At 39.4% G+C, this 14416-nt stretch carries 12 protein-coding genes; all 12 read right to left on the bottom strand.

What is annotated here, in order from left to right; translation table 11 throughout:
• Positions 1–361 precede the first annotated feature (361 nt).
• Positions 362–814: a YtxH domain-containing protein gene (locus ACVRZH_RS07685; protein ID WP_447454716.1), complete on the bottom strand. Its 453-nt coding sequence runs from the start codon at positions 812–814 to the stop codon at positions 362–364.
• Between the two features lie 24 nt (positions 815–838).
• Positions 839–1231, bottom strand: coding sequence for a DUF948 domain-containing protein (locus ACVRZH_RS07690; RefSeq protein WP_447454717.1), 393 nt, complete (start codon positions 1229–1231; stop codon positions 839–841).
• 15 nt (positions 1232–1246) lie between these two features.
• A complete protein-coding gene (gene lgt, locus ACVRZH_RS07695; RefSeq protein ID WP_447454718.1) occupies positions 1247–2044 on the bottom strand; it encodes a prolipoprotein diacylglyceryl transferase in 798 nt (265 codons plus the stop codon).
• Positions 2037–2972, bottom strand: a complete 936-nt coding sequence (hprK, locus tag ACVRZH_RS07700; protein WP_447454719.1) for an HPr(Ser) kinase/phosphatase — start codon at positions 2970–2972, stop codon at positions 2037–2039. The genes lgt and hprK overlap by 8 nt, the downstream gene beginning before the upstream one ends.
• A 586-nt stretch (positions 2973–3558) precedes the next feature.
• Positions 3559–4869 (bottom strand): ribosome biogenesis GTPase Der, encoded by a 1311-nt coding sequence (gene der / locus ACVRZH_RS07705; protein ID WP_447454720.1) that lies wholly within the window; start codon positions 4867–4869, stop codon positions 3559–3561.
• Between the two features lie 35 nt (positions 4870–4904).
• The gene (dnaI, locus tag ACVRZH_RS07710; RefSeq protein WP_447454721.1) at positions 4905–5807 is read right to left on the bottom strand and encodes a primosomal protein DnaI; all 903 of its coding nucleotides are present in this window, start codon (positions 5805–5807) and stop codon (positions 4905–4907) included.
• A complete protein-coding gene (locus ACVRZH_RS07715) occupies positions 5808–6983 on the bottom strand; it encodes a DnaD domain protein (RefSeq protein ID WP_447454722.1) in 1176 nt (391 codons plus the stop codon). It abuts the gene before it with no gap.
• Positions 6970–7464 (bottom strand): transcriptional regulator NrdR, encoded by a 495-nt coding sequence (nrdR, locus tag ACVRZH_RS07720; RefSeq protein WP_447454723.1) that lies wholly within the window; start codon positions 7462–7464, stop codon positions 6970–6972. Before nrdR ends, ACVRZH_RS07715 begins: the two co-directional genes overlap by 14 nt.
• 232 nt (positions 7465–7696) lie before the next feature.
• Positions 7697–11614 (bottom strand): mucin-binding protein, encoded by a 3918-nt coding sequence (locus tag ACVRZH_RS07725; protein ID WP_447454724.1) that lies wholly within the window; start codon positions 11612–11614, stop codon positions 7697–7699.
• 294 nt (positions 11615–11908) lie between these two features.
• Complete coding sequence (locus ACVRZH_RS07730; RefSeq protein WP_447454741.1) at positions 11909–12598, bottom strand: response regulator transcription factor; 690 nt, start codon at positions 12596–12598, stop codon at positions 11909–11911.
• Between the two features lie 345 nt (positions 12599–12943).
• On the bottom strand, positions 12944–13492 hold the full coding sequence (locus ACVRZH_RS07735; protein WP_447454725.1) for a YceD family protein: 549 nt from the start codon (positions 13490–13492) through the stop codon (positions 12944–12946).
• Positions 13493–13504: 12 nt separating this feature from the next.
• Positions 13505–14407, bottom strand: coding sequence for a zinc metalloprotease HtpX (gene htpX, locus ACVRZH_RS07740; RefSeq protein ID WP_447454726.1), 903 nt, complete (start codon positions 14405–14407; stop codon positions 13505–13507).
• Positions 14408–14416: the final 9 nt, after the last annotated feature.

A 14416-nucleotide genomic window follows, 5' to 3' on the forward strand; every position in this document is an offset into this window, starting at 1 on the left:
GTTCCATATGAGTCTTTCTAATGATGGTTTGCTTGCTTTTCATTATAGGTCATATGGGACTTTTTGATACTCAAAAGGCCCTATAATCTCTATGGTGGAGTTACCCACTACAGAAATTATAGAGCCTGATTAACTGATAATAGGGGGCTGTGATGAATTTTTTTTATGCTTTCTGATGAAACAGCTAAAATATCAAGTTCATAAACTATTCTAATTAAAACAAACTAGTTCTTCGTTATTCATTTTGAGATAACATTTCACCATTGTAAAGTAAAAACTCTTAGAGCCTCTAGATAAAATAAGGCTTCTAAGAGTTTTATAATGCAATAAGCTAATAGTCGTTCACTAATATCTTAATATGCTACAGTTCTTTATTATCTGCAGAATCATCATATGTAATAATGATTTCATCACTGGCTACAGTAGTTGCTGCATCTTCTACGTCTTCAACAGCTATAATATCGTCCGCATCTATAATCAAAGCTTTGTTTTGACCTGTTACTTCTGTTATAGTGGCATGCGCAAAATCAGTAACTTGTACTGCTTTTTCCCTAACAGTCTTTAAAACATCGTCTGTTGTTAACTCCCCAGTTTCAAATTTTTGCTTATAGGTTTTTAGCGTTTCAACTGTTGTGTTAGAATAGTCTGATGCCTTTTCTTTGATATATTGGAGATACTCTTCAGGATTAGATTTATAATCATCTACTGATTTCAAAAGTTTCTCCTTGGTTTCCTGACCGTCCTTTGTTTGTAAAAAATAAGTTGCAGCAGCTCCTGTTGCAAAGCCAACTAAAAGAGTTTTTAAGAGTTTCATAGCATTCTCCTTTCGCAAATCAGATTATTTTTTTCTAAATAATTTTGAAGCAACCTTACCAACTGTGAAGGCCGTTCCTGCTTTACCTACCGCAGAACCTGTTACCACCGCTTTGGTTCCCAAGACACGTGCTTGCGAATTAAGGTCTGAGACACTTTCTGACAAATCTGCAATAGCAGTAAACAGTGGATTAATTGTAGCTACTTTACCATTAACATCATCAACTAATACATTAGCCTTAGCTAATATAGCATTGGTCTGATGTAGGGTAACATTGACATCACTTGTCAGTAGCTGAATAGTTTTTTGTGTTTCTTCAACAATCTTGAAGATTTTGGATAATAAGACAATTAAAAAAATCACAAAGACAATAAGGGCAATCACTAAGCCTATTAAGGCAATATCAAGTAAACTCATAACTTCTTCCTTTCTTTATTGACTACTAGATGATGATTCGAGGTAATAAGGGATATTGGGACGTCGTCTTCTGAGTATTATAATAAGAAGACCTGCAACAACTAATACAATTGACAACCATTGGGAAACTCTTAGACCACCTAACATAAGGCTATCCGTCCTCATGCCTTCAATTACAAATCTTCCTGCCCCATACCAAACAAGATAGAAGGAAATAACTTCTCCTTCTTTCAAGAACCTTGGTTGACGGCGAAGTAAGCTGATGATAGCAAAGCCTAAAAGATTCCATAAAGACTCAAATAAAAAGGTCGGTTGACGATAGCTACCTTCAATATACATTTGCTGCTTGATAAAGCCAGGCAGATAGTCCAGAGATTTGACAGCAGCTCCATAGGCTTCTTGGTTGATAAAATTGCCCCAACGCCCAATACTTTGGGCTATCATGACACCCGGAGCAGCAATATCTAAGAAATCCAAGGGCTTAATCATACGGTAATAAGAAAAACTAAACAGAACGATAGTACCGACAATCAATCCTCCGTAAATGGCAAGTCCCCCCTCCCAGACGGCAAAAATCTCCATTGGATGTTGGGCATAATAGGACCATTGAAAAATCACATAGTATAACCTCGCTCCTAAAATGGCTAGAGGAAAGGCTATTAAAATAAAATCAATCACATCATCTGGCTTAATCTTTTTTCTCGGAGCCTCCTTACTTGTCAGATAAACCGCCAGCAGTAAGCCACTCAGAATACAAATCGCATACCAATGAATAGCGAATGGGCCTAAACGAACAGCTATTGGATCAATCATGTTTCTCCTCATTTCGTTTAATCAATTCACCTAACCTCTTTTCAAAAGTCTTTGTCGCATCAAAGCCCATCTGTTTAGCACGGTAATTCATTGCTGCTGCTTCGATCACCACAGACACATTACGGCCTGTTTTAACCGGAATACGCACGCGAGGAATAGTTACTCCAGAAAGTTCTAATTCTTCATTGCCATTGCCTAAACGATCAAAGACCTTACCTGCTTCATAATTTTCAAGGTAAATGGCCAGCTGGACTTGTGACGATGACTTAACAGCACTGGCACCATACAAGCTCATCACGTCAATAATACCGACGCCTCTAATTTCTAAGAGATGTTTGAGTATTTCAGCAGGCTCTCCCCAAAGGGTTTCTTCATCCTTTGCATAGACATCAACTCGGTCGTCAGCTACTAAACGATGTCCACGTTTGACCAGTTCCAAACCTGTTTCACTCTTACCAATGCCACTATCTCCCTGAATCAAGACACCCATACCATAGATATCCATCAAAACACCATGCACACTGGTACGTTCAGCTAAACAAGCGTTCAAATACCATGAGATATCACCTGATAAGCGACTAGTTGGTGTCTTGCTTCTCAAAACAGCAGTACCTTCTTCTTGAGCTGCCTGTAACATCTCTTCTGGAATTTCCAAACCACGCGCCACAACAACAGCAGGTGTTTCATTTTTAAACATGTTACACAAAACAGAGTAACGATTATGTGACGTCATGGAGACCAAATAAGACCATTCCTTCATTCCAAAAAGTTGTAATCGCTCCGGCGTGTAGTAATCAAAATAACCTGTCATTTCAAGACCTGGACGTGAAATGTCTGCCGTTGTGATAGGCTTATCAAGAAGTTCATCCGGACCATAGATAACTTCCAATTTGACCTTGTCAACTAACATTCTAACTGTAACCGTCATAATACCTCCTAAAACTAATTTACACTAACTAGCATTTTAGAATACTAGCTAATCACTATACCATATTTTAACATAATTCCATCTAAAAAACAGAAGTTTTATTCACCATAGTAGACTATCTCAATCCTCCATGACTATTGGTATAGTTGTAACCTCTTATCACTGTATAAAAAGGCTCTATAATTTCTGTAGTGGGTAACTCCACCAGAGAGATTATAGGGCCATTTAAATACCAAAAAATCCCATATGACCTATAATAAAAAACGACTAAACCATCATTAGAGAGGCTCATATGGTATTAAAAACTAATCTGGGGAGTGATTAGTTCTTCCCGAGCCTAAAAATAAAAAACGAGGATTTTATCACAAACCTACTCGAAATAAAAGACCCTAATATCACTATTTTAGAGCTTTTGAATACTGGAAAGAATAAAGGGAATTGTTGATTGCCTTAAACATCAAAAAGGAGAGAACCAATGTGATTCTCTCCAAATGTTAGTTTTTCATCTAGCAACTACAGTTGACAATGAGCCCAGAATAGTAGTCATCCTTAGGCATTTACGCATTCATCAAACCTAATTGTCGACCTACTTTCGCTTACGTGCAATGAGATGGATAGGTGTCCCCTCAAAGACAAAGGCCTGTCGGATTTGGTTTTCTAAGAAACGCATGTATGAGAAGTGCATCAACTCTTCTTCGTTAACAAAGATGACAAATGTCGGTGGTTTGACAGCTACCTGTGTCGCATAGAAAATCTTGAGACGCTTGCCCTTATCCGTCGGTGTCGGGTTGATGGCAATAGCATCCATAATCACGTCATTCAAGACAGCTGATGGAATACGCATGTTTTGGTTTTCGCTAATGCGTTTAATCATCTCAGGTAGTTTATGGAGACGTTGTTTGGTCACTGCCGACACAAAGATAATCGGAGCATAGGAAATGTATTGGAAATTATCCCTGATATCATCTTCCCACTGTTTCATGGTATGATTATCCTTTTCCAACATATCCCATTTATTCACCACAATGATAATACCTTTACCAGCTTCATGGGCAAATCCTGCGATGCGTTTGTCGTATTCACGAATACCTTCTTCGGCATTGATTACCATAAGGACAACGTCTGAACGGTCAATGGCTCTCATCGAACGCATGACTGAATACTTCTCAGTATTCTCATATACTTTACCAGACTTACGCATACCTGCGGTATCAATCATGGTGTACTCTTGACCATCACTATCCACAAAATGCGTATCAATGGCATCACGTGTCGTTCCTGCGATTGGGCTAGCAATCACGCGCTCCTCTCCCAAAATCGCATTAATCAGACTCGATTTGCCAACATTTGGACGTCCAATCAAGCTAAAGCGGATAATATCTGGGTTTTCCTCTTCTTGTTCGACAGGTAAATTCTCAACAATGGCATCCAAGACATCCCCTGTACCAATACCATGCACCGATGATACTGGGAAAGGATCCCCCAAACCTAAAGCATAAAAATCATAAATCTCATTACGCATTTCGGGATTATCAACCTTGTTGACAGCCAAGATAACAGGCTTGTTGGTACGATAGAGGATTTTTGCAACATACTCATCTGCATCTGTGACGCCTTCTTTGGCAGAAACCACAAAGACAATCACATCAGCCTCACTCATAGCGATATCAGCCTGATGCTTGATTTGCTCCATAAACGGAGCATCAACATCATCAATCCCCCCTGTATCAATCAGCGAAAACTGTCGATTTAGCCAGCTCGCTGACGTGTAGATACGGTCACGTGTCACGCCTTCAACATCCTCAACAATAGAGATACGTTCTCCAGCAATACGGTTAAAAAGTGTCGATTTGCCAACATTTGGCCTACCGACAATAGCTACTGTAGGTAAAGTCATTTTTCTTCCTTTTTCTATTCATCTGCTAGCTCTATCTAGCGTCTATTTATTCCTTGGAGGTGCATCTCTTTGGCTAAAAACCTGATACGTTCCATGACGCGCTTGGTCTGCCAAGTCTCATCTCCTGATTTTGTTATGGCTAATTTATGCTCCAAATCAGCAAAGCTGTAGTTTGAGGTAAAGAAGGTTGGCAATTCTTCGAGCATCCGATACTGCAAAATCACTTGCAAAACCTCATCTCTCACCCAAGATGATGATTGCTCTGCACCAATATCATCTAAGATAAGTACCTCTGCCGTCTTCACAGTATCCAACTCTTGCTTTACAGATCCAGTATTAATGGCATTTTTGATATCAATGACAAAGCTAGGGTAGTGCAACAATGTCACAGAAGCCCCTTTTCGCTCCGATAATTCATGAGCTAAAGCTGCCATTAAAAAAGATTTCCCAATCCCCATATCACCAAACAAGTATAATCCCTTTTGATTGGCTGATGGGTATTGCGTCACAAAGTCAACAAGGCTCTCAAAAACCTCCACACGCTTCACATCATCTAAGTGAATATCCTCAAACCGCACAGATTTATACGATTTAGGGAGGCTTAAAATGGTAATTCGATCATTGACTTCTTTTTGGCGTTGAGCCATTTTCAAGGCCTTAGTCTCTTGATAAGACACATCCGCAAACCCCTCATTCATTACCAAAATCGGCTCATAGCCTTTAGCAATGTAAGCCTCCGAACCTGTCAAAAAACGCTCACGCTCCATCAAAAATTGATTAAATTTAGGTAAACTCAACTTGATTTGATGAGATGTTAGTTGATGACTTAAGACAAAGTCTGAAATGACCTTGTCAGATAAAATCGCATCACTCAACTCTTTTGCAGAGTAACGGTTTAACCAACCTGATTGCTTGAGAGTATCTCCGACTTTCTCCATCTAGTCACCTTCCTTTCTGACTCTTTCCAAAGCACGACGCTTAATCTCTTCCAGCCGTTTTTGATCTTCTTGACTGGTCTGGTTTTGGTAATCTGCATTGCTCCAAGCCGGTAAATTAGATTTGGTCTGTTTATTAGCTTTTTTAGGTGTCTCACCCTGTTTTGGCTGACGCAGTTTCTCCATTGCCATTTCAGCTGTTTTTATCTCTTGGTAAGCAAAATCATTAGCCAACTTTTCAAGATAGCGACGATTCAGATTAGCTGATTTGGTCTTGTTGAGAGTATATAAGACCATGATGTTGATAACTTCATCTAAAAACCCTTGATTGGCTAAAATCGTTAGAAGAGCTTTTTCATCTTCGGTTACTCTTGCCTTACGCACATGCTTCAATTTTTCCAAAAAATCCTTGGCTGGTAAAGATTTTGCATCTTTTAAAATGATTTCTTCTTGTTTAGACCACAAGGATGCTGAGGAATTAACAGCATGTGTCATGACGCTTTGCTTTTGCGCCATACGCTCCAAAGAAATTGTCCGGTCAACTGCAGTCTCTTTCGCTAATTGGTAAGCTTGAATCCAGTTCAACTGATGCTTGTCTACAAAATGGTAGAGCCCAATGACATCTTGCTTATCATCAGCGAAATACAGGTCCTCAGACGCCATACGTTTTTGAAAACTATCCATATCAAACTCATCGTTTGAACGTAGTGGTAAATCAAGCGTTTTAGCCAAATCACCATGACTAGTAAAGACTTCTGAAAAACGTTTAGTCACTTCCTGAGCAGTGTCGGGCACCCTAATCATCAACTCAGAAACAGCATATTCTCCAATATAGTGTTCCAATAAACGACGGTAAAGAGAGTGGTTAAGAAAGGCATCCTTGGATAAGGCAGGTAGTAATCGAATGATATAACCATCGTTGTCCTTATAAAAAGCTATTAGCTTTAGAACTATAAGGACGGATAGAGCTTGCTCAAAACGAGGCATACCAAACTGCAAGTGATTAAGTAAGGATGTAAACTGATGATTGATTTGACCATTATCAAATCGTGAAACCAATAAAGCATACAAACTAGTCGCATCCTGACCAAGTATGGGTGCATAACAAAGAGCTAAACTTTGCTTATCATAGGAAACTTGATTATTCGGTAGAAAACGAAAGGTTTCAATCGGTCTCATGTTGTTCACGTCTCTTCTTCCCACTACGTACCCGCTTAGTAATTTGTTTTAGAAGCTCCTCTATCTCATCAACATCCTTGAAACTACGGTAAACGCTGGCAAAACGCACATAAGTAATTTCATCAAGCTCTGCCAGTTCATCCATTACCAGATTTCCAATAGCAGTGCTAGGTACCTCGCTATCATATTCAGTCCGAATAGATTGCTCGATACTGTAGACCACACGTTCGATATCTGAACTAGACACTGGGCGTTTTTGAGCACTTTGAATGATACCATTCAAGATTTTTTCACGTGAAAACTGCTCCCTTGTACCATCTTTCTTAATCACTAAAAGGGGCAACTCCTCAATACGCTCAAAGGTTGTAAATCGCGTTTGACACTGTTCGCACTCCCTACGACGTCGAATGGTTGTTCCCTCTTCAGCTTGTCGACTATCTATAACGCTTGATTTAGTATAACTACATTTAGGACAACGCATACTCTACCTCAATCTACCAGTTTCTTTTAACCTTTATTTTATCATAATTATAGGCATAACAAAAGCATCAGATGTTGTCTACAAGACGAGGGTAGCAAAAAGTTACCTATAACATAAAATCACCTTTTCCAGATGGTATACTTGGTGGAAAAGGTGATTTTTTATGTTTCTAACCGAAATTCTAAGAAAGAATAGCAGAAAACGTGGTTTCAATAATTTGTGAACTACACAACTATTTTAAACGTTTTTTTACGACCATCAGATACAGTGTAAATAACAATGATAACGATAGTAAAATGTTTAACAGATTAGACTTATCGCCTGTCGCTGGTAAAAGTTTAACACTATCATTCGATTTTGCTTTGGCATTATCCCATTGAGAAGATGATTTAGTATCAACATTGGAATTTGTATTGAGCAATCCATTACTCTTAGAAACTATATTTTGTTTCGAAGAATCAGCTTTTGCTTTATTTTGGGATTGTTCTGTTCCTTTAGCCATATCTTTCGGAACAGAGATTTTCGGCAGTACTGGCAATGTCCCCATTTCTGTACCATTTCCCTCTGGTTGTTCCTGTGGTCGTTCAGGTTTTTTATCGCCATTTTCTGACCCCCGTTGCACTTTAGGTGCATTAGGAGCAACTTTGTTGTCCTCTTTTCCAGTTGGTCCTTCAGACTCTTTAGATGTATCTGGAGAGCCTTCTGATTTAGGTGGCAACGGTGTTACTTGATTATCTGAACCTCCTACATTTGGCTGTTCTTTAGAAGATTCTGGTTGTTTTGGAGAGAGTTCAGGCTGTGTTTCTTCCTTAGAGCTATCTGGTCTCTTATCACTTGGACTAGACGCATCTTTGGCTTCTTCGGTTTCTCTAGGAGTTTCTGGAGACTTAGGTGACTCCAGTTGTGGTAACGAAGGTTTAACCGTATCATTTCCCTCTGGTTGTTCCTGTGGTCGTTTAGGTTTTTTATCGGCATTTTCTGACCCTGGTTGCACTTTAGGTGCAATAGGAGCAACTTTGTTGTCCTCTTTTCCAGTTGATCCTTCAGACTCTTTAGATGTGTCTTGAGAGCCTTCTGATTTAGGTGGCAACGGTATTACTTGATTATCTGAACCTCCTACATTTGGCTGTTCTTTAGGGGATGCTGGTTGTTTTGGAGAGAGTTCAGGCTGTGTTTCTTCCTTAGAACTATCTGGTCTCTTATCACTTGGACTAGACGCATCTTTGGTTTCTTCGGTTTCTCTAGGAGTTTCTGGTGACTTAGGTGACTCCGGTTGTGGTAACGAAGGTTTAACCGTACCAGTTCCCTCTGGTTGTTCCTGGGGTCGTTCAGGTTTTTTATCGCCATTTTCTGACCCCGGTTGCACTTTAGGTGCATTAGGAGCAACTTTGTTGTCCTCTTTTCCAGTTGGTCCTTCAGACTCTTTAGATGTGTCTTGAGAGCCTTCTGATTTAGGAGGCAACGGTGTTACTTGATTATCCGAACCTCCTACCTTTGGCTGTTCTTTAGGAGATTCTGGTTGTGTTGGAGAGAGTTCAGGCTTTGTTTCTTCCTTAGAACTATCTGGTCTCTTATCACTTGGACTAGACGCATCTTCGGTTTCTCTAGGAGTTTCTGGAGACTTAGGTGATTCCGGTTGTGGTAACGAAGGTTTAACCGTACCAGTTCCCTCTGGTTGTTTTGGAGATAGTTCAGGTTGTAAACCTGGCTGATTAACATCATTGCTTCCTGTATTTTCTTCTGGCAACAATGATTCTGGTTGTTTTGGTATTGGAGCATAGACAACAGTCTCAATAATATTTTCGGAGTTCTCTGTGACGTTTATGTCCTGTGCAGCGGTTTCTGCCTTCAAGCGAATAATAGGAGTATCGCCTACTCTTCGATCATTTGTGGTAGCAACATAACCAGAAACTATTGGCAATGGCTGTGCTTTTAAAACACGATCTCCTATCAAAATGCGATCTCCATCAACAACCTCCCATGATCCCCATTCAATGTCATCGCTCCCTACTAAACGTGTTCCAATACGTTCAAATGTCGTTGTCGTATTGAATGGTTTTGTTACTTCTTCTGTAAAGTAAGTTTGAGGGTTAAGTTTGATATAAACGATTTTTCGTGTTTTAGTACGACGCTCTTTTTCAATAACAGCTGGTGCGTATGTGACTGTCTCTAAGATATTATTATCCTTCTCTGTGACCTCTATATCATGAGAAGTTGTTTCTGCTGGGTAACGTACCGACGCACCGTTTCCTATTTTTCTATCAGATATCGTTGCCTTAAATCCAGGCACCACTGGCAAGGCCACTCCCTCTAAAATATTGTCATTATTTTTAGGTTTCCAATCTGACCAGATTACTTCCGTTGTATTAAACTCACCAAATAGCTTGGTCATGACACGTTCAAATACAACCTCTTGTTCCGAAGTTTCTGCTGCTTGACTTGTCTCATAAGTTTTGTTATCTATTTTGTTGTAAACAATTGTCCGTTTTACTGTCTTTGTCTCACGTTTTTCTTCAAACGGCGCATAGATGACAGTCTCGTTAACGTTGAGTGTCTCTTCATTTACTGGGAGAGACTGAGTCGTTACCTTAGGATCTAATCGATCCTCCTTTTGATCGCCAATCACGCGCTCAGCACGATAAGGTTTATACCCCGCTACATCAGGTAGCTCTCGTCCTTTGATCACCCTTTCATCAGTTAAAATACGGTCACCATCAACCAGTTCCCACGAACCCCACTCAATTTCCGTCTTATGGAGGAAACGCGTACCAATACGTTCAAATGTTCGTTCTTCTCTTACTGTTGGTGCTGCTTCTTCTGTTCTTGATGAATTAGGAATTAATTTTTTGTATGTAATAGTTCTAACAACTGTACGACGTTCCTTTTCTTCAACAGTAGGCTTATAGGTAACTGTTTCAAAAATATCTTGAGTATCACCAGTCACGTCAATGTCTTCAGCTGTAGTCGTCGCAGATAGTCTTTCAGGATTACCCTTACCAAATCGTCTATCAGAAGTGTCTGCTTTATAGCCCTCCACTACTGGTAAGGATACTCCCTTGAAAACCTTACTATCTCCCAAAACTTCCCATTCACCCCAGTTGACATCTTTACTACCATAGATTTTCGTTCCGATACGCTCTAAGGTTAACGTTTGAACAGAATCTGGTGCCGCAACCTGCACTTCATAAGTCTCTGGAATCACCTTAATATAGTTGATTCTACGTGTGACTTTTTTCGTCTCCTTTGTCACTTCTACAGGAATGTATGTGACAACCTCATTGATACTCGCATCAGAAGCACTAACCGTAATCGATTTCTCAGCAGTTTCAGGTGCTAAAACTTGCTGTTTAATATCTCCTTGATCCTTGTATACCGACTGTGGCTTATAGCCCTCTAATTTCGGTAATTGTACTCCCTCTAAAGAATCCTTACCATCAATAGCTTTCCACTCACCCCAGTTAAAATCAGAGTTGCCTTGGATTTTTACTCCCTTACGCTCAAAAATCACTTCTCGATCCACTGGTGAAAAGATTGAAATTGTTTCATTTGTTTTAGGATCAATTCGGTGAAATATTGTATGACGCTTAATTGTACGTGTCTCTGTTTTATGTTCAGCTGGCACATAAGTTACAATTTCGTCAATATTTTGAGTGTCCGCTGTGACATCAATATCTTGCTCCGTAATAGTTGGATCCAGAATTTGATTTTTATCCTGACCTTGATTCTTATACACCGATTTTGGTGCATAGCCTGGAATTTCAGGCAACTGAGCTCCTTCTAATGTTTTGTCTCCATTCTTAGGTGACCAATCACCCCACACAGTTTCTGAACTTCCATTATTAGTACCGAATCGTTCAAAAACTACCTCTCTCTTAATAGTTGGTGCGACTGGAGTTGTTTCATATTTTTCATCAACTTTATTATAACCGATCGTCCTAGTGATTGTACGTGTTTCCGTTTTTACATGATTTGAGGTGTTAACCACCTCTCCACCTGTTTCTCTCCCCTCCTCAGCTTGAACTGGCGTCACCATCAAAGTGTTAGCAAGTGCTAAACCTAATAGAACAGAAACAGTACCGACATGATACTTTCGAAGTGAAAAACGTTGAGATAACCCATACCAATTAAATGAACGATGCTTATTTGTCATAACAATAATCCTTATCTTTACTTTTTTCCAGTATTGTCCTTATATAACGCAACCAAAGATGCTAAAGATGTCAGAACAATATCAAGGTCATTATAACAAATTCCCATTTCTTAGACCATTGTTTTTAGAATCATTTAGCTTAAAATTGACTATTATTTTTTTATAAAATCTATAACAAAATCTTATAGCTATCACTCATGATTGTTAGCAGTTGTTAGTCAGTCAAAAAAGATAGTTTTACCAAAAAGAAATACAACATAAAAAAAGCTCGTCCAAAAACGAACTTCCTCTATATTATTTTTCACGTATCACATAGCCTAGACCACGAACAGTATGAATGTAACTCTCTCTGCCTGGAATATCAATTTTCCCTCTTAAATAACGAATATACACATCAACAACATTGGTTTCTGTACCATCTGTAAAATGCCATACTTGTTCTAATAAGTCATCCCGTGTCATTACCGTATTCATATTGGTCAATAAAGCATCTAGCAAATCAAACTCTCGCTTGGTTAACGGAATATGCTCATCACCACGAATACAAGAACGGCTAACATGATCCAGTTTTAAATCTTTGTAGGTTGATTTTCTCTTAGACTGATATTTGGCAGCTTCTAAATCTTGACGACGGAAAATAGCCCTGACACGCGCCAATAACTCCTCAATAGCAAATGGCTTCACAATATAACCATCAGCTCCCCTATCAAGACCAGAAACAACATCCATGACCGAATCACGTGCTGTCATCATGACAATATATGGTGATTTTTCAAGCATCAACCGTCGTGTTACTTCAAAACCATCCATCTCTGGCAACATCAAGTCTAATAACACCAAGTCATAGTCCTTATCCAAGGCGGCAGTCAAACCAGCCTTGCCGTTGTATTCAATATCAACTTCATACCCTTCATGTTGTAGTTCGAGAGAAACAAATTTTGCTAAATTTTTTTCATCCTCAATGATCAACACACGCTTTGTCACTGTCATCAACTCCTATCCTACTTTGAATTTACTAAACGGGGCAGAGATTATCCCTAGTTTATATTTTAATTATTCTAATCATGACATCTTTTTACTATCATTTTTAAAAAATACATTAAAATTCAGATTATGGCAAAAAGACTAGGCATAGCCTAGCTTACTGAATATTGTCTTGTTACATCGTTAAAGTAATCGTATCCTCATACAAACATGTATCAATAATTTGTTTTGGCAAGCGATACCAAATTATTAATAGTAAAGCGAAAGGTAACACACGGAATCCAGATACCCTTCATCACTATCTTATTATACTATATAAAATTAACCAATAGCAAGCATTTAGATTTATTTTTCATCAGAATCATGATCAAAAAGACCTGATAAGGCTGCAAATGGGTTTGTCTCTTTCTTTTTCTCCTCTTGCTGAGCTTGATACTGGTCCTGCGTTAGAACAGTCCAGTGTTCTCCACTCGGCAAATCATCACTATCTGCTTCTTCTGGTGTTAGGACACGTAGAGGGATGTTGAGGAGAATATTATCTATAACACTTTCCTTGAGGTCTATACTATCGCCCTCAATCACCAAGACCAACTCATCATCGACCATCTCTTGTTGAGCAATCACTTCAGAAGCTTCTATAAAAGCCTCAGTAACCAAATAACTATCCTCCAAGGAAACCGGTAACATAGAGCGAGAAGAAGGGAGAGTTAGTTGATAGGTTAATTGATACGTCAAGAGATAGAGACCTTTTTCATAAGCAACATTGCCTTTCACACTAGCTAAACTAACATCTATAAGGTCAGGATGACGTGCCATCAACTCTGTTTTGATGTCCAATTCTTCTTCAAAATCAATACCTGCATGGCGTTTTTTGATATCATTAATAGAAAACATACTTTCTTCCTTTTACATTTTTTCCAATCGAGCTATCCGCTCTGAGATGGGGGGATGAGTATCGAACAAGGCCTGAAAACCTAATCTTTTTTTCTTAGGATCATTAATATACAGAGCAGCACTCGCATCATCAATCGGTTGAGTCATGGGCGATGATTGGTCTAACTTAGCCAATGCCCTTATCATACCGTAAGGATTACGCGTCAACTCAACAGCCCCTGCATCAGCTTGAAATTCTCGTTGCCGAGAAATGGCTAATCGGATTAAACTAGCTGCCAAGGGGGCTAGAAGTATGGCCATAAAAGCAAAAACTAACGTCAAACCCTCTAACTGATCACTGCTACGATTGCGACTATCTCTACTGCGAGAGCTCCCCCCATACCACATCATGCGGCCACCAAAACTAGCAATCAATGAAACTGCACTTGCCAGAGCAACAGCTATAGTAGAAATACGAATATCGTAGTTTCTAATATGACTAATCTCATGTCCGATGACGCCTTCCAGTTCTTCACGGTTCATCACAGCTAACAAGCCTGTTGTCGCTGCAACAGCAGCTTTATCAGGGCTAGAACCTGTCGCAAAAGCATTTAACGACGGATCATCAATGATAAAAACGCGAGGCATGGGAATTTGAGCGACCATTGCCATATCCTCAACAATATGGTAATAATCTGGGGCATCGACTGCCGTGACTTCTCTAGCACCATTCATCGACATCACGACATTGGTAGACTGAAAAATCATAATGGTCGCATAGACAGCACCAATAACCAAGGCAAGTACCACACCTGTTTTTCCTGAGCCTGCCATAAGATAACCAACAGCGGCACCAATTAGAGCTAAGAGAGCAAAGAAAACAACGATTAACAGTACTGTCTTTCGCTTATTACGCGCAATTTGTTCAAATAACATATCACATCT

The sequence above is a fragment of the Streptococcus fryi genome (assembly GCF_053206505.1).